Genomic DNA, 18,140 nt, shown 5'->3' on the forward strand with positions numbered 1-18,140 from the left:
TTATTTGTTTTATAAGAGTTTTTATCTATTTATGGTGAATATTATAATACATTTTTTATTATTTTTTAATCTTAAAGTAACAATTTCGTTTAATGGTGGTTATTTTATTGACTAACGAGCAAAATAATAGATTTTATAATATACCCTTGATAAACTCCGAATAACTTAAGTTGCTAGTGAATGAAAATACCTAAAAAGGCGCCTTTTAGGTATAAAAATCGAATATAAAGGGGAGGTCGTTAGCTACTTCACATATTTATTCTTTTGTCGGAGGACAGGACAGTTAGGAGATGTGTTTCAAAAAGGAGGATAAACATGAAAAAGGACTACCGAAAATTAATGGACCAAAAAGCAAGTGCTAAGCGCCGCTCAAGAAAGTACTTGCTTGTAGGAACGTCGTTAGCAACAGGTATGTTGTTAGGGTTAGCCCCAATTTCAATTGCTACGCCACTTTTTACCCTTGAAACGAACGAAGTTTACGCAGATTTGATTAGCGGACAGCTATTCAGTAATTTAACTTCGGATAATACAAGTGGAACCACCAGCTCTGCCCCTTATCCTTTAGAAAATACTAGTCGTGCTGTTGATTTTATCATATCAGCAGATAGTGGAATTGATTTAAGTGTTTTACCAGGAAATCGTCTAGCAGTTCTAGCAATTCCAGAAGAAATGCAAGGACTAGTAACGCCAAATGGTGATGGAACATTCTCAACCGAAATTCTGCTTCCTACGAATGCCTTAGATCCGTTACTAACAGTTGTAAATGGTGCGGTGACTACCTTAGTGAATGGAATAAACGCCGCACTAGCACTTAACCCGTTAGCAACAGTAGATTTATCACAAGTTTATACACAGTTAGACTTATTGAATAACCTAAGTAATTTAACGGCTGCTGATGTTGCTTTGCAACTCGAAGCTCAAGGTGATGAATACATCTATGCTGAACTCGAAGGTGCTCTTGAAGTAATCATTCGTGAATCACTAACGGATATTTTAACAGATTTGAATAACGCAGTGCAATCTATCCAAGCAGTTCCAACTTCTGGCTCAGGGATAGCAGGCACGATTGCGGCGAGTGCAGTTAATGGAACGTTAAATGCCACACTTAAACCAGCTTTTACACTCACTTACAATACGGCTTTAGCTTTAGTTAACGTAGGTTCTGCATTGATTGGTAATTTAGTAGATGGCAGTGTGCTTGGTGAAACAACCGTGACCATTCCAACTCTAATCCAAGATCCAACTTATCAAGACTTATTGACAGCGGGAGTAGACATCTCGAATCCCTATGAAGCAGGTTTTTTAGCAACGATGATTAAATCAAGTCTATTGGCGATTGACATTGCTTCAAATTATGACGGGTACACACCGGTTTTCTATGAGGCAAGTGATGTAACTGCTCCTTACAATGTTGAGGTGACTGGAAATGTAGCTGATGGCTATGAAGTCACGGGTATGGCTGATCCTGGTGCTACAGTAAGAATTTATAAAGATGGAGTATTGATTGGTGAAGGACCAGCGGATGAAGTAACAGGAAGCTTTACTATTCCAATTTCTTCAGAGGACGTTGATCCATTAGATGAAATTCAGTTGATTGCTTACGATGAGAATGAGATTCCAAGTTTACCAACGCAAGCATTTATTCCGGATGAAGACGACGATGATGCAGATGCCGACGCCGACGCCGACGCCGATGCTGATGCTGACGCCGATGCTGATGCCGATGCCGATGCTGACGCCGATGCTGATGCCGATGCCGATGCTGACGCCGATGCTGATGCGGACGCTGACGCCGATGCCGATGCCGACGCTGATGCGGACGCCGACGCTGATGCTGACGCCGATGCCGATGCCGACGCTGATGCGGACGCCGACGCAGATGCGGATGCCGATGCGGATGCCGATGCGGACGCTGATGCCGACGCTGACGCTGATGCGGATGCCGACGCTGATGCGGATGCCGATGCGGACGCCGATGCGGACGCTGATGCCGATGCTGATGCGGATGCCGATGCTGATGCCGACGCTGATGCTGATGCGGATGCTGATGCTGACGATGATGATCCTACTCCAGTTAAGCAAACAGGACCGACACCAAAATTACCGCTTCAACTTGGTAATGACCGTTATCCACCAAGTAGTAAAGGTGGGACTGGAATTGGAGCGACATCGAAGACGAGTCCAAAAACTTATCCGAAAACATCTGATCAAACAAGTGCTTCAACCTCATTACTAGGAGCATTAACAGCGTTTATTTCTGGACTAGGGATTTGGAAACTTCGCAAAGGAAAAAAGAATAAATAAAGCTAAGTAGGAAAATAAAATAGATTGATGAAGGGAGCATTCTCTTCATCAGTCTTTCATGAGGTGAGGATATGTTTGTTCAGACGACCGAAAATAGTTTGGCTTCAATCAAAGAAATCATTGATCAAGTTGAAACGAGTGCGACTAATAAACTGCTGATTGTTAGCACCGGTGATTTTAGTGAACGCGGACGAGTCATTGAATTTTATGGCAACAATTTCAAGACAATCTGGAACAACTTTTTATCCGCATATAAAATCAATCAATTCAATCAAGCTCCTTATTTAAGAATTGATATTTTGACAAAAGAAACAAAAATCGATTTTACTCAGTTTTTAGCAGGTTTAAAAAAAGTTCGCCGAAATAACTACGTTGATTTTAATGTCAGGATCGATGGTTTACGAAAACGAAGCTTCTTAATGGAAGAACTTGTTGCTAATGCAATCTTGAAACCAAGTAAAGCACATAAAGTAGGAAAAAATCTTCCAGATTTACAAATTGATGAACAAAACTACCGTGGTTATGTCAAACGAAAATACGGGAGAAATGAACAAGATCTAAGTTACTTACAGCGCTCGGACTTTTATTTGTTTGAAACGAAGTCCTATTACTTTGAGGAGGGGCAACTTTTACCGATTAAGGACTATGGAAATGGGAATCGAATACGGGAAATTTCTCGAGAAAATTTAGCACAAATGACAGACTTGGTTATTGCTAAAGGGAGTAGTTATTTAGAAAATCAGTTAACTTCTACTGGAAAATTTATTTATGGCTATTATCCCTGCTATGATCAACCAATTAAAGGTTATAATTCAGTTCGACATTTTTCTTCCTTATATGCGTTGGCAGAAGCAGCCGAATACTTTTCCGATCAAAAGATGCTGGCATCAGTAAAAGATGGATTGCTCTGGGGGATGGAACACTTAACAGTTGAACTCGATGATTATCTCTTCATTAAAGAGCAACTAACAAATGATGTGGAGTATAAGCTAGGCGCACAAGCAACGGCGATACTCGCTGTTTCTAAGTATGTTGAGCTAACTCAAGACGAACAGTTTCATTCCTTTTTACAAGAGCTGATTCGAGTAGTTGAAGATAAGTTTTTAACAGCAGAAAAGAAAACAATTCATGTGCTGGATGGTCAATTGCAAGTGAAAGAGCAATTCCGAATCGTTTACTATGACGGTGAAATTTTGTTTGCGTTGTTACGTGCTTATGAGATTTTGAAACAGCAAGAAATTTTGGCAATCTGCGAAGGTCTAATGGCACAGTTCGTTGCTAATAATTATCAAAAATATCACGACCATTGGTTAAGCTATGCGACAAATGAATTACTGAAATATCAACAGAAAAAGGAATATTATCAATTTGGGCTAAAAAACGCTCTGGAAAATATCAATTTCATTGATAAACGTGATACTGCTTATCCAACCATGTTGGAATTGTTAGTCGCAGCATCAAAAATGATGACTAAATTAGAAGTGAGTCCATTTAGAAAAGAAATCTTTCCATTAGATGAAGATTTTTTTCAAGCAAAATCTAGAATTAATCAGGTGATGGAAAAGAGAGCTTTACATGAAATAACAACAGGTGTGATGTTCCCAGAATTTGCGCAATTTTTTAAACAGCCGGCTGTTGTTTGTTATGGTTTTTTTGCCCGACATGACCGTTTTCGAATGCGAATTGACGATGCGGAGCACTTTCTGTCAGGCTTGATCAATTATCGAATGCATACCAATAAAGAGGAGGGATTCTAATGGTTGGAACGATTCGTTTTATTGCGTTATCTTTGATTGGTTTATCTTATTTTATTTTTAAGGTACGCCGGAAAAAAGAGCGGAAAGGTCAGCAGCCTCCAGCAGATCTAACTGGGTATGAGAAAGATGAAAATGGCTTGTATCCTTGGGAAAACGACCAGAATGATTCACCTGAAAGAATTAAAAAAACAGCAACCAGATACGTGAACCAGGCACGTCCAAGACGTGGTCGCTGGTAGCCGATAAATGAAGAAGGTGGGGTGAAAAAATGACGACCATTCGAACATTGCTAACGGAAATCGAAGGAAATTATTTCAGAGAGTATGAAAATTTGGATCAAGAAATAACAGATTTAGAATATTTCTCAGGACACTTAAAGAAACACCATGATTATTCTTCAACGATTTTTGTTTGTATCACGCCTGGAAGAAGAAATTATATCAATCGAAAACCAGTTAAATGGTTAGATGGCAATGAACAAATTGCTGGAAGAGAAAATGAGTTTGGCTTGATTGTAACGGAACATCCAATCACAGATGAGACAGTTCAGGTTCCACAGTTTACCGTTCCGAATAGTTGGGAATTTCTATTGAACTTGTCAGCTAAGCTGCGAGCAGATTTTACTAAACCAGTGATTGCCATTACCGGTTCTGCGGGAAAAACATCGACGCGAATGATGATTTCTCATTTATTTAAAGAAAAGAAAGTATTAGAAAACCGAGGAAATCACAATGTACGTTTTGCGGTCCCGCTGTATATGAGCAAGTTATTAACTGATCCAGAAGTTTTTAATTTAGAAGTTTCAGTAAATGCATTGAATTCCTATGATACTGGTTCTATGTCAAAGTTGATTAAACCAGATATTGCGTTGGTGACCTCAATTGGTGAAGCACATCTTAGCTCGTTGAAGGATACAAAAGGTGTAGCAATTCACAAAGCCAAGATTTTTGAAGGGTTAAAAAAAGGTGGAACGGCAATTATCAATAAAGATATGGGGCGAGAAGAGTTCACTATTTTAGTTGATGGCGCCAGAAAAAGAGAGGCGAAAATCTACACTTATTCATTACAAGATTCACTAGCTGATGTCTATGTCAAACACTGGCAACAAAAAAGAGAATACTGTGAGTTAGTGATTTCTTTTTTAGGCGAAGAAATGGCTGTCAATTTAACAGTTTCTTCTGCTGGAATGATTTCCAATGCCTTAGCAACGTTACTAGTGGTTCATGAGGTGGAAGGGACGATCAAGCCTTATCTTAGAAAATTTGAGACATTTAGACCACTACACAAAATTTTAGAAAAATCATCAATAACGATTGCACCACAAAAAAAAGTTACGTTTATTGATGACACCCACAACGCTTCATTACCGGCTATGAGAAATGCGATTGGTTATTTTAATGATGTACGTCCTTATTATTTAGGAAAAAGTTTTCTGATTTTAGGACAAATTGCTGATTTAGGAGATGCAGCGAAATCTGTTCATCTTGCAATCAAAAAAGATATGGAAGATGCCGACGCTGATTATATCTTTGGCTATGGGGAACAGTTCAAAGAAATCTTTGCTTTGGAGCAACAAAACGATCCGAAGTTTCACTGGTTTGCTACGTTAAAAGAATTATCCAATCAATTGGAAGCGCTACTGAGTGATGATAGTTTGATTTTAGCTAAAGGCTCAGTAACAGGAAGCGATTTTCAGCAAATTGATCAGTATATCCGTAGTTTAGGGAGAAATTTCAATAGTCAAAAGGTTCATTGATTGAGTTCAAATTGATGCGAGGGAGGGGGTTAGATGTGTTTTTTTCAAAGAAAAAAAGTTTGGCAAATACTTGGAATGACTTTCTGCTTGGTTTGGATTATTTTAAGTCAGACTTATGTCGTTCATGCACTTTCTTTAGAACTATTTGGGACAACGATACTTTCAAATAACAGCCAAACCACGGTAGAAGAACCATTTTTGCATGTGGAAAATACGCCAGTTACTTTTGTGCTTACGGGAGAAGATGGCGTAGGTATTGGAGCGATTACAACGGGTGAAAAATACGGAATACTTGAAATTCCAACGGAGATGGTTGGTTATGTTCAAGTTAACGGGCCTGCAACTGTACAGACGACGGTGACTGTTCCTTTGAGCCAATCCCCTTTACAAGTATTGATGCCGACAATCAGTTCAGTAATTTCTCTGATCGTTAATTCGCCACTGGTCTCTGCAGCAAATAAAACGGCTGTGAATCAAGCATTAACGGAATTAACCTCGGAAAATTTTGGTAGTCAAAATTTGTCTCTTGCGATTACCCCAAGAACTAGCACACAATTTGAAGTAGCTATTAGTCAAGGGTTATTACCGATTTTGGCTACCACGTTAAAAAATCGTGTTCAAAATCTATTGACTGTTGTCACGGCAATTCCTCTAATTGGAACGGTTTTGGGCGTGTTATTAACACCGTTTACAACGGCGTTGAATCAATTGATTAATAACTTGAATTCACCGACTTCTGCGGATAGTCGTGCGTTGGTAGCAGGTTCAATTTTAGGAAATACGCAAGCATCATTACCTTTTTTAATTTCTTCGCCTGCGATTACAAGTGATTATGTTGCAAATTTTTCAGGAATGTTTATCCAGACAGATGAAACGTTGATCCAACTAGAAGAATCTGTTGCGCAGACAGCCATTTATTTTTCTGCAGGATCATTAGATATGGAAACGGCATTGCTTCCAAGTGATTTGGATTTTGGTGAACATACCATTCAAACGCAAATAGATGAGTTACTGATTGCTAAAGAAAATCAACAAGTAACGACAGGGGTTATTCAAATTAGTGATACGCGATTGGTAGAAAAATTTTGGCAGTTAAAAGTGGAGCAGCTAACTTCATGGAACCAAGGTACGAATGAACTTTTGGCACAATTACAAATTAAAAATGCTGATCTGATTTCAACTTTTCCTGCAGGTTCAGTTAGTAGCACTGCCAATCAGACAGTTGGCTTAAATGTTGGCGTTCAACAAACTCTTGTCCAGTTAAATGGAACGACGCAACCAGGTAATGTTCTATTAAATCTGAGTGAATTTCAACTGTTTGTTCCAAAAGAAGCTGTGAAGTCGACGGGAACTTACCAAACTGTTTTGGAGTGGGTGTTGTCAGATACACCTAGTTAGATTGCTAAAGGAGGAGGAATTGTTATGAAAAAGAAAATTTTTACAAGCTTAGCGATGTTAGGGCTGTGCTTATTCTCTGGTCAATTTGTTTTGGCAGACTCACAGACACAAGGTGAAGTGAATTATATCCCTGGAGCATTGGAATTCGATTACACTAGTGAGATTCCGACTGATTTAAATTTTGGTGAACATCCAATTCAAACCGTCACACCGGAAAACTGGATTGCTACTACGACTGGTGAACAGACAGCGCCTGCAACAACTGGAGCAGTTGACGTTCGAGATAACCGAGGAGATCTTACAGGAACTTGGCTGGTGAAAGTAGCACAAGTCGAACAATTTCAAACGAGTGACGAAGTGGAATTGACAGATGCAGTGTTAAGTTTATCGTTTGGTTCAGTTACAAATAACTTATCTTTAAGCCCAACAAGCACTTATGAAAATGATGAATTAGCTATTCAGGTATTTAACCAAGAATTTACGGTATTAAGTGCAACTGCTGGGGAGAATTCTGGGGATACTTCTTTGGCAATTGACCAGTTTTCTTTAGCGGTACCAGCTAATACGAATAAAGTAGCAGCAGAGTATACGACAACCTTGAATTGGACATTTTCTTCAACACCCGAACCATAAAAACTTGAGTAGATGAAAAGAGGAGGGATAATTGTGAAATGGTTGATTGGAATACTCGGAATAGTAGGATTGAGTTTGGGATTTATAGTACCGGTTCAGGGAGAATCACTTCAAAGTTTTGATGCGCAAATTCAGCCGGATCAGGAAATACCTTCCCAAAATGATGCCTATTTTGATTTGCAATTAGCACCTGAACAAGAGGTTCAGTTAAAAGTAACCGTGACTAATTTAAAAGAGTCGCCAGTCACGATTATTCCTTCTTTTAATCGCGCAAGAACGAACCAACTTGGTGTCGTCGAGTATTCAGGGAAAAACCAGGATACAACGCAAGCATTACCAGCCGATATTGAGAAAGTAGTTCAATTGTCACAAAAAGAATTTACTTTAAAAGAAAATGAACAAAAAATTCTTGAGTTAACTGTCACAATGCCAAATAAACCATTTGAAGGTGTGCTTGCTGGCGGAATTTATCTTCAAGAAAAGCCACGAGAAAAAGCACAAGGTAACATTCAAAATGTCTTTTCTCGAGAAATAGCTGTCTTGCTACAAAATGAACGAGAAAAAATTGAACCTGTTCTTGAAATGAAGGAAGCTTCCCCAACTCAAGTTAATGGCAGAAATGCTGTGAAGGTAGGTTTACAAAATACAAAGGCAACGTATTTATCGACAGCTGATATTCAGTATGAGTTATTTAACGGAAATGAAGAAACTCCTCAATTAAGTGGGAATCAAGCAATCGGATTTGCTCCGAATAGCGGGATGGCATACTTGATTTTTTTAGAAGGACAAAAGTTTGAGGAGGGAACGTATCGTTTAAAGATAACAGTTAGTAAAGAAAACTTTCATTGGAGTGATGAAACGTTATTCAAGGTGAGTAAGAAGACATCTGACTCTTACAATAGAAAAGATGCTTCAATCGAAGAACCTGAAAAGCCGTTTCCATGGTTGATATGGCTAGGGATTGGGACAATCGTGGGACTGGTTTTAGTCATTGTCTGGTTACTAAACAAATTACGAAAAAATAACCAAAATGAATAAAGTTTGAATCGAAAAGCTGGGACAGTGTGGTGTTCCAGCTTTTTTGTGTGGTATTTAGAAATTTTTTATCATAAAAGTGTTCTTGAATAGGATAGGTAAAAAGAGAACTTATTTTTTAGAAAAGTGTTCTCATTGCTTGGAGATAACCACTTGGTGCCAAAACTTCCAGCATAAATTTTCATTTTCTGTCAATTTATCGCTCATTTATGCACAATTCTGACTTTTCTCAAAAGAAGTGCTATGGTATGATAATGAAGAATTTTGAAAATTTACATAATTTCCTCGCATTTTGTTCCTGTTTTTTAAAGTTTTATTATGATTAAAGTGGGGAATTGCTGAATAAATTGTTGTATGAGAAAATATTTTAGAAAATGTGAAACAGAGGTGTACTATGAAGCGGTGGCAAAAAGTAGTTTTAGCTTTTCTCGGAGTTTTTGTTCTTTTGATTGTCGGACTTTCGGCATATGGAATCAAATTTATGGGTGAAGCAAATCAAACAGTCAACAAAATTTCAAAGAATTTAAATCGAGTTTCAACTAAACGATCGGACAAAGTTAGTATTGACGATCGAGAACCATTTTCCGTTTTATTACTCGGACTAGACACTGGTGGATTGGGACGAACAGAACAAGGACGTTCAGACACCATGATGGTTGTGACAGTTAATCCAGAAAAGAAAACTTCAACAATTGTCAGCTTGGATCGTGATATTTATACGAACATCGTTGGCTATGGAACAGTGGACAAATTAAATCATGCCTACGCATTTGGCGGAGTTGAAATGGCAATGGATTCGATTGAACAGTTGTTGGACATACCACTTGATCACTATGTGACGATCAATTTGGATGGAATGAAAGATTTGATTGATGCAGTTGGTGGGATTGAAGTCAATAATAAAATCGACTTTACCCTAGATGGTGTTCACGTGCCAGTTGGCAAACAAAAGCTGGATGGTGAAACAGGATTAGCTTATGCCAGAATGCGCCATGAAGATCCAGAAGGGGACATTGGTCGTCAACGTCGTCAACGTGAAGTTGTAACAAAAATCGTCAACAAAGTACTAAGTCTAGATGGTGTGAGCAATTATCAAAAGATTTTAAAAGCAGTTGAAAACAACGTGAAGACAGACTTGGAGTGGGACGACATGTTAGATGTTGCAACGAATTACACTGCAGCATTCAGCAAAATCGATCAAGGACAACTGCAAGGAGAAAGCACGACAATTAACGAAATTTATTACCAAATTCTTGGTCAAAATGAGTTATTGAAAGTTCAAAACAAATTGAAAAAACAATTAGACTTGAAAACAAGTAGTACTTTGCCTAATTTAGAAAATGACAATGCGTATCAAATGTTTTATGATGATTCAGAAGATGGAACGGGTCTAACTTCGAGTAGCATTGTCACCGATGGAAATGGCTACTCAAATAATTATTCAAATGACTATTCCAACAGTTATTCAGACGATTATTCATCAACCTACTCAGATGGTAACGGTAATTATAACCAAGACTATAACAATCAAGACAATGGGTATGGTACTGAAAATAACTACGATCAAAACAACAATCAAGAAACATATGAGCAATATACACCAGAAGATACGAATCAATATAATTACAATGGAAATTATTAACTAAAAATGAATCGCCCTATTAAAAGTCGTTGAGTAACTTTTAATAGGGCGATTTTGGTTGATCGATCGGAAATGAAAACTTCTTTTTATCCGTTTATTTTTTTGTTAGCTTTACAACGACTTCACAGCGAGCAGTTTGTGGAAACATGTCGACAGATTGCAAGTAGTCGACTTGATAACAGTTTGTTAATTCAACTAAGTCGCGCGCCAAGGTTGAAACATTACAAGAGATATAAACCAATTTTTTGGCTGGATGTTTCAACAAAGCTTGAACTAATTTCGCATCCAAACCAGTTCGAGGTGGATCAACGATAATTCCATCTGGTTGGAACCCTTCTTCGAGCCACTTAGGTAAAAGTTCTTCTGCCGTTCCGACTTCATAGCGAGTGTTGTCGTAGCCTAAACGAGTGGCATTTTTTTTTGCATCATCAATTGCTTGAGGAACAATGTCCATTCCGCGAACTTCTTTGGCATATTTTGCAACACTTAACCCGATTGTTCCAACACCACAATACGCATCCACAACTGTGTCATCTTTTTCGATTGCCAGTGCTTTGATTCCTTCTTGATAAAGAACTTTTGTTTGTTCTGGATTCAGTTGGAAAAAGGCGCGTGGCGATAGATCAAAAGTGACTTCATTGATTCGTTCTTCGATTGCTTCTTTTCCCCAAAGATGAATTGTTTCGTCACCCATTACTAAAGAAGTTTTTTGCGGTTGAACATTTTGCATAATGGAAACTACTTCGGGTAATCGCTCGTTGATTTCACGAATCAGTGCATTTTTTTGTGGGAACTTTTGGCTACGAGTAATGAAGACGACTTGTAGTTCCCCCGTTTGGATTCCCACACGAACCATGATTGTTCGAAAGATACCGCTATTTGTTCGTTCGTCATAAATGGGTAGATCATATTTATTTAACAAGCGAACGACCGTATTCATCACTTTTTGTGTTCGAGGTTCTTGGACTAAGCAATCAGTCAGCGGAACTAAGTTATGTGAATTCGCTTGATACAAACCAGCCTCGATTTGGTTTGTTTTTTTGTTTTTTCTTAGCTGAAATTGGGCTTTGTTACGATAACGCCAAGGGTCTTCCATGCCAATCGTTGGTAATAAAGAAAAATGACGAAAGCCAGCTGGTTTGAATTTTTCAAGTGCTTGTAAAAGCAAATCTTTTTTGAAATCGAGTTGTGCATGGTAGGCTAAATGTTGTAATTGACAACCACCACACTCGTAATAAACAGGACAGGGAGCGACAACACGTTGACTACTCGGCTTTTTCACTTTCACAAGTTCTGCTTCAGCGTAGCGAGGTGTCGCTTTGGTGATTTTTACCAGTACTTCTTCCTTTGGTAAAGCATAGGGAACAAAAATAATCAATCGTTTGAAGTAGCCAATGCCTTCACCATTGATACCAAGTCGTTTAATTTTTAAAGGAACTGTTTGTCCGGTTTTGACAATTGTTTCTGCCATAGGTATCTCCTTTTTTTCGTTTGATGTGGGTCTATTCTATCACAAAATCGCTGTCGGCGGGGAGTTTCTATGATATGATAGAGAATATATGTTCGAGGAGGAGTTTCATGATAACAGTGACGAGGATCAGTAAAGGCAAAGGCCCTTTTTACCAAGTCGATTTATCTGTTGGCGAGCCACTGCGCGTGTCAGAAGATGTTTTAATTCGTTATCGTTTATTAAAGGGACGAGAGTTAGATGAAGAATTAATCAAAGAAATCAAAAAAAGCAGTGGAGAAGACTTTGGTTTTCAACAAGCATTGAATTATTTGAGTTATCAATTACGTTCAGAAAAAGAAATTCGTACCTATTTAAAAGAAAAAGAAATTGTTCAAGAAGATCGAAATAAAATCGTTGCACGATTGAAAGAATTAGATTTGATTAATGATCTTGTTTACGGAGAAAGCTACGTCCGAACTCAGATGCGATTGAGTGACAAAGGTCCCAGAAAGTTGAGCCAGCAATTACAGCAAAAAGGGCTAAAACCAGAAATCATCGAGCAAGCATTGAGCCAATATCTTTTTGAAGACCAAGTGGAGGTTGCCAGTATCGCGGCACAAAAAGCATATAAAAAAAATCATGGAAAAAGTCAGAAAGAACTTTTACGAAAAATCCAACAAAATTTAATGACTAAAGGCTTTAACTCGGAAGTCATCCAGCAGGCGATTGCCCAATTACCACAAGAAGTTGATGAGGAAGCTGAGTATGAGTTGTTGGTAAGCCAAGGCGAAAAATTATGGCGAAAGAATGCACGTTTTGATTTAACAAAACGCAGAATGAAAGTCAAACAAAGTCTGTATCAAAAAGGATTCAATCTGGATTTGATTCAACGATTTATTTCAGAAAAGGAAGCAGAAATCAGTGAATAAAGAATGGCAAAACTGGTCAACAGAGCAGACAAAAGAATTTCAGGAAGAATTTGTTGAGTGGTATGAAAGAGAAAAAAGGAATTTACCTTGGCGCTATAATCACGACCCATACCGCATCTGGATCTCAGAAATTATGTTACAACAAACGCGCGTCGATACAGTTATCGACTATTTTTATCGGTTTATGGAGTGGTTTCCAACGATTGAGGAGTTAGCCAATGCACCAGAAGAAAAATTATTGAAGGCTTGGGAAGGGTTAGGTTATTACTCCCGCGCTCGAAATATTCAAGCAGCAGCGAAACAAATCATGAGTGAATTTGGTGGGGAAATGCCCCAAACAGTTGCTGAAATTAGTTCGTTGAAAGGAATCGGTCCTTATACGACGGGAGCGATTGCTAGCATTGCCTTTGATTTGCCTGAACCCGCAATTGATGGAAATGTGATGCGAGTTGTGAGTCGTTTGTTTTGCATTGAAGAAGACATTGCGAAAGCGTCTAGTAGGAAAGTTTTTGATGAAGCAGTTCGAAGCATTATTGACGAAGAACATCCGGGAGAATTCAATCAGGCATTCATGGATTTAGGTTCGGCTATTTGTACACCGACGTCACCCAAATGTGAGATTTGTCCCATTCAATCTTTTTGTTTAGCAAATAAACGGGGAATACAAGCCAACTTTCCTGTTAAAACAAAAAAAGCAAAGCCAAAAGATGTTTATTATGTGGCAGCAGCAATTCAAGATCAAGCAGGAAGCTTTTATTTGGAAAAACGAACCAGTCAAAAGTTATTGGCAGACATGTGGACGTTTCCGTTAGTTGAAGTCACACTTGAACGGTATCAGGAACTTCAGCAAGAATGGGCATCAGTTGTTGACAATCAACCGAATTTGTTTGATGAGTTACTGGTCGCAGAAAAACAGATAGATTTACCCTTTGCACACCAAGAGACAGTCGTTTGGCAAAAGCGTCATTTGGGCGAGGTAGTCCATGTGTTCAGTCATTTAAAATGGCATGTTCTTTTGTTTTACGGGCGAGCAACAAGCAGGACTAATCAGCTGTTACCGGAAACAGAAGCTGCTTTGTGGACTGATGAAGCAAAGTTTGCTCAATTTGTTTTTCCGAAAGTTCAAATGAAATTGGTGGAACAACTTGAGAAAAATAGAAACAATCGTAATCCTTCCTAGGCAAAGAGAAAGTTTATTGATATAATAATTACGATGTCGGTGTAATGAACACCCAAACACAAAGCACAAGATGCTGCTTAAGGAAGGGTTGCTATGGGAGTTCCAAAAGAAGGAGAGTTTGTCACGATCCAAAGTTACAAACACGACGGCAAATTGCATCGAACGTGGCGTGATACCATGGTATTAAAAACAAGCGAACACTCAATGATTGGCGTGAACGATCACACTTTAGTTACCGAGTCTGACGGTCGCCGCTGGGTAACGCGAGAACCAGCGATTGTGTATTTCCACAAAAAATACTGGTTTAATGTAATAGCAATGATTCGTGAAAAGGGGGTTTCCTATTATTGTAATCTAGCTTCACCTTTTTTATTAGACGATGAAGCCTTGAAGTATATCGACTATGATTTAGATATCAAGGTGTTTCCTGATGGAGAGAAACGATTGTTGGATGTTGATGAATATGAAATGCATAGTAAAATCATGCATTATCCTAATGACATCGACTTCATTTTAAAAGAGAATGTGAAGATTTTAGTTGACTGGATCAATAATGAACAAGGACCTTTTTCTGAAGGCTATATTGATGTTTGGTATGATCGTTATAAGCAATTGTCGCGAAAGTAAAACAAAAAAGAACAGCGAGCTTAAGAAATTTTTCTTAAACTCGCTGTTCTTTTTTATGGTTGTGACATTTTTTTTCGCATATGTAGATGAGGCATTCCCGCATCTTCAAATGGTTCGCCATAAATTTCATAACCTAGTTTGGAATAAAAATTCACAGCAGTTTCTTGAGCACCTAAAAGAATGGTATTGTAGCCTTGATTTTTGGTGAATTCTTCCGCTTCTTTCACTAAATGATTTCCTAAACCTTGTTGACGGAAATTTTGAAGAATTGCCATTCGCTGCAATTTCATTTTGCCATTATCTAATGGTAGTAAACGAACAGTTCCGCAGGGTTCTTTTTTTTCTGAATAAAGGACAAAATGAATACATCTAGCTTCATCTTTATCAATTTCTCGTTCTAATGGAACGCCTTGCTCAACGACAAATACTTGATGTCGAATGCGAATAGCATCTAAATAAATCCCACTTAACGTATCTCTTGTTTGTACGATTTTCATTCTACAATCACCTCTCATTATTTTTTAGTATACTGGAAAGTTTGTGAAATGAAAAGCCGTGGCAATCCTAGTCGTTAGATAAAAAAAGAGAAGTTAGAGAAGAATTTTTAAACTAGATGCGCTATACTATAAAAAAGAGAAAAGGAGGAAATCGATTGTTTGAAAAACTGAGAAATTCCAAATTAATGTTTTGGTCTTTTGAATTATTGATCTTAGCCACATTGATTTTGGTTTCTTCAAAAATCAATTTTATATTTGAACCCATTGGGACATTTTTTTCAACCTTATTTGCACCAGTTTTAATTGCTGGATTCTTGTATTATATTTTGAATCCGATTGTTAAGTTGCTGATGCGAACAAAAATCAAACGAACTTGGGCAGTGGTTCTTGTATTGCTGATGTTATTAACGGCAATTATTTGGATTTTACTAAGCGTAATCCCAAATCTGGTACAACAAATTTCTTCATTGGCTTCAAACATGCCTGACTTCATCAAACAGGTCGAACGCTGGTTAAGAGAAATGGCAGAATTGCCGATTTTTAAAGAAGTGAATATCAGCAAATATTTAGACCAGCTAGATATTTCTTATGGGCGAATCATTCAACAATTTTTAAGCGGAATCTCTTCTAGCTTAGGTTCGATTGTTGGAACGATTGCTTCTGCGACAATCGTGATTGTGACGGCACCATTTATTTTGTTCTATATGCTAAAAGATGGTGAAAAGTTAGTACCGAATATTGAGCGCTTTTTCCCAGAAAAAAGAAGAAGTCAAATTGTCGAATTACTTGGCCAACTGAATCAAACATTAGCTAACTATATTAGTGGGCAAGCAATCGAATGTTTATTTGTCGGTACATTTACCTTCCTAGGATATTTTCTTCTAGGGGTTGATTATGCCTTTTTATTCGGCGTGATTGCAGGATTGACCAATTTGATTCCCTACTTAGGTCCTTATTTAGGGTTAGCTCCAGCCTTTTTAGTGACGGTTTTCAATGAGCCATTTAAAGCATTGCTTTGCTGTGTCGTTGTATTAGTCGTTCAACAACTAGATGGAAATATCATTTATCCAAATGTTATTGGGAAATCATTGAAAATCCATCCATTAACAATTATTATCGTCTTACTAGTTGCTGGAAATATTGCTGGACTATTAGGAATCTTCTTAGGTGTACCTTTTTATGCGATTTGTAAAACAATTGTTTCTTATGTTATCAAAATCGTTAAGGAAGATCAGCGAAACGAAAGTACGAAGAAAATCGCGACGACACCATAAGACGTGCACCGCTATTTTTATTGCAAAGAAAATCGCTTTGTGATACCATTTTAACGTGGCTACCTAGCCACGTTTTTTTCTATCGTAAACTAAAAAAATTTAACTTAACAAGGAGAGAATGCGATTATGAATGCTGACCCTGAGAGTCAGTCGCTGTTAGCGCAGATTTTATTATTGATCGTTTTGACATTGATCAATGCTTTTTTAGCTGCTTCAGAGATTGCGGTTGTGTCTATCAATAAAAACCGGGTTGAACAAAAAGCTGAAGAAGGAGATACAAAATCACAAAAACTTTTGAAAATATTGCAAGACCCTACCAACTTTTTATCTACGATTCAAGTTGGGATTACGTTGGTCAACATTTTATCTGGTGCTTCTTTGGCCAATACGTTGTCTGAGAAACTTGCTCCAGTGCTAGGTGGTAGTGCGGCAGCAAAAAATCTTGCTAGTGTGATTGTTTTAGCGATTTTAACTTATGTATCGATTGTTTTTGGTGAGCTTTATCCAAAACGAATCGCTTTGAATAAATCTGAAGAAGTTGCACAATTAACTTCTGGTTTTATCCGAGCAATTGGTGTGGTAGCAAAACCTTTCGTGTGGTTGTTGTCTGCCTCAACTAGTTTGTTAGCCCGAATCACTCCGATGACATTTGACGATGAGGACTCAAAGATGACTCGAGACGAAATGCGTTACATGTTGGAAACAGAAGGTGTCTTGGATAATGAAGAACTAGAAATGTTGCAAGGTGTTTTTTCTTTAGATACGAAAGTTGCGCGAGAAGTGATGGTACCTCGAACGGATGCTTTTATGATCGACATCAATGATTCCGTTGAAGATAATATCAATGAAGTTTTATCCGAAAACTATTCTCGAATACCTGTCTATAACGAAGATAAGGATAAAGTAATCGGGATTCTTCATACGAAAAACTTATTAAAAGCTGCTCACAAATTTGGCTTTGCTAATTTAGAAATTCGTAAAATCATGCAAGAACCATTGTTTGTTCCTGAAACAATTTTTATTGATGATTTGTTGTATGAATTGAAGAAAACACAAAATCAAATGGCCATTTTGCTTGACGAGTATGGTGGTGTAGTAGGTTTAGCAACTTTAGAAGATTTGCTAGAAGAAATCGTTGGTGAAATCGACGATGAATCTGATGAAGTTGAAAGCCTTTATGAAAAAGTAGCAGAACATGAATATATCATTCAAGGACGGATGCTGATCGACGAATTCAATGAAGCGTTTGACACAGATCTTCATATGAGCGATGTCGACACGATGGCTGGTTACTTGATTACAGCATTAGGATTGATTCCTGATGAAGGCGAAAAGCTTTCGTTTGATGTTGATAACGTGACATTGATTTCAGAAGAAATGGAAGGATCAAGAATTTTAAAAATTCGTGTCCAATTCCATGATCCAGAAGAAGTCGAAGTCGAGCCAGAAGAGGAACGTCGTTATTTTAGAAAAGAGTTCGAAGACGACGAACTTAGAAGATAAAACGAAGAGAAGCTGTGATGAAAATCATAGCTTCTTTTTTGAATTTATCCACTCACTGACTGTTTCATTCAAGAAATACATGATATACTAATCTAGTTGTAAGACGAGACTATTAGGTATTCGCGGAAACAGTAAATAAATGATGAAGAAACGGA

15 protein-coding genes are annotated in these 18,140 nt (G+C 37.9%); 13 read left to right on the top strand and 2 right to left on the bottom strand.

Annotated features, from left to right (window positions below; genetic code table 11):
- Positions 1-315 precede the first annotated feature (315 nt).
- The 8 genes from AB3I20_RS03570 (at position 316) to AB3I20_RS03605 (ending at position 10,525) form a co-directional block, all read left to right on the top strand.
- Complete coding sequence (locus tag AB3I20_RS03570) at positions 316-2,304, top strand: adhesive domain-containing protein (protein WP_368026945.1); 1,989 nt, start codon at positions 316-318, stop codon at positions 2,302-2,304.
- A gap of 71 nt (positions 2,305-2,375) precedes the next feature.
- Positions 2,376-4,061 carry a hypothetical protein gene (locus AB3I20_RS03575; protein ID WP_368026946.1) on the top strand — a complete coding sequence of 562 codons (1,686 nt, stop codon included), beginning with the start codon at positions 2,376-2,378 and terminating at the stop codon, positions 4,059-4,061.
- On the top strand, positions 4,061-4,300 hold the full coding sequence (locus AB3I20_RS03580; protein ID WP_067480764.1) for a hypothetical protein: 240 nt from the start codon (positions 4,061-4,063) through the stop codon (positions 4,298-4,300). The genes AB3I20_RS03575 and AB3I20_RS03580 overlap by 1 nt, the downstream gene beginning before the upstream one ends.
- A 29-nt stretch (positions 4,301-4,329) precedes the next feature.
- The gene (locus AB3I20_RS03585; RefSeq protein WP_368026947.1) at positions 4,330-5,817 is read left to right on the top strand and encodes a Mur ligase family protein; all 1,488 of its coding nucleotides are present in this window, start codon (positions 4,330-4,332) and stop codon (positions 5,815-5,817) included.
- 33 nt (positions 5,818-5,850) lie between these two features.
- Positions 5,851-7,215, top strand: a complete 1,365-nt coding sequence (locus tag AB3I20_RS03590) for an adhesive domain-containing protein (protein WP_368026948.1) — start codon at positions 5,851-5,853, stop codon at positions 7,213-7,215.
- 24 nt (positions 7,216-7,239) lie between these two features.
- The gene (locus AB3I20_RS03595; protein ID WP_067480775.1) at positions 7,240-7,848 is read left to right on the top strand and encodes a WxL domain-containing protein; all 609 of its coding nucleotides are present in this window, start codon (positions 7,240-7,242) and stop codon (positions 7,846-7,848) included.
- A gap of 33 nt (positions 7,849-7,881) precedes the next feature.
- Entirely contained in the window at positions 7,882-8,886 is a 1,005-nt protein-coding gene (locus AB3I20_RS03600; protein ID WP_231885359.1) for a DUF916 and DUF3324 domain-containing protein, read from the top strand.
- Between the two features lie 391 nt (positions 8,887-9,277).
- On the top strand, positions 9,278-10,525 hold the full coding sequence (locus AB3I20_RS03605) for an LCP family protein (protein WP_270346104.1): 1,248 nt from the start codon (positions 9,278-9,280) through the stop codon (positions 10,523-10,525).
- Between the two features lie 94 nt (positions 10,526-10,619).
- On the opposite strand, the gene rlmD is transcribed toward AB3I20_RS03605, so the two are convergent.
- Complete coding sequence (gene rlmD, locus AB3I20_RS03610) at positions 10,620-11,996, bottom strand: 23S rRNA (uracil(1939)-C(5))-methyltransferase RlmD (protein WP_071868233.1); 1,377 nt, start codon at positions 11,994-11,996, stop codon at positions 10,620-10,622.
- Between the two features lie 107 nt (positions 11,997-12,103).
- On the opposite strand from rlmD, the gene recX reads away from it, so the two are divergent.
- From recX to AB3I20_RS03625, 3 genes are all read left to right on the top strand, one after another.
- A complete protein-coding gene (gene recX / locus AB3I20_RS03615; RefSeq protein ID WP_067480787.1) occupies positions 12,104-12,904 on the top strand; it encodes a recombination regulator RecX in 801 nt (266 codons plus the stop codon).
- Complete coding sequence (gene mutY, locus AB3I20_RS03620) at positions 12,897-14,084, top strand: A/G-specific adenine glycosylase (protein WP_095803729.1); 1,188 nt, start codon at positions 12,897-12,899, stop codon at positions 14,082-14,084. Before recX ends, mutY begins: the two co-directional genes overlap by 8 nt.
- A 93-nt stretch (positions 14,085-14,177) precedes the next feature.
- A complete protein-coding gene (locus tag AB3I20_RS03625) occupies positions 14,178-14,711 on the top strand; it encodes a DUF402 domain-containing protein (protein ID WP_067480792.1) in 534 nt (177 codons plus the stop codon).
- Between the two features lie 53 nt (positions 14,712-14,764).
- Here the strand turns inward: AB3I20_RS03625 and AB3I20_RS03630 are convergent, their stop codons facing one another.
- On the bottom strand, positions 14,765-15,208 hold the full coding sequence (locus AB3I20_RS03630; protein ID WP_067480796.1) for a GNAT family N-acetyltransferase: 444 nt from the start codon (positions 15,206-15,208) through the stop codon (positions 14,765-14,767).
- 116 nt (positions 15,209-15,324) lie between these two features.
- On the opposite strand from AB3I20_RS03630, the gene AB3I20_RS03635 reads away from it, so the two are divergent.
- Both AB3I20_RS03635 and AB3I20_RS03640 read left to right on the top strand, forming a co-directional pair.
- Positions 15,325-16,482 (top strand): AI-2E family transporter, encoded by a 1,158-nt coding sequence (locus AB3I20_RS03635; RefSeq protein WP_071868236.1) that lies wholly within the window; start codon positions 15,325-15,327, stop codon positions 16,480-16,482.
- Positions 16,483-16,608: 126 nt separating this feature from the next.
- Positions 16,609-17,985, top strand: coding sequence for a hemolysin family protein (locus tag AB3I20_RS03640; RefSeq protein ID WP_067480803.1), 1,377 nt, complete (start codon positions 16,609-16,611; stop codon positions 17,983-17,985).
- Positions 17,986-18,140: the final 155 nt, after the last annotated feature.

This window comes from Enterococcus sp. C50 (assembly GCF_040887505.1).
GTDB lineage: Bacteria > Bacillota > Bacilli > Lactobacillales > Enterococcaceae > Enterococcus_B > Enterococcus_B thailandicus.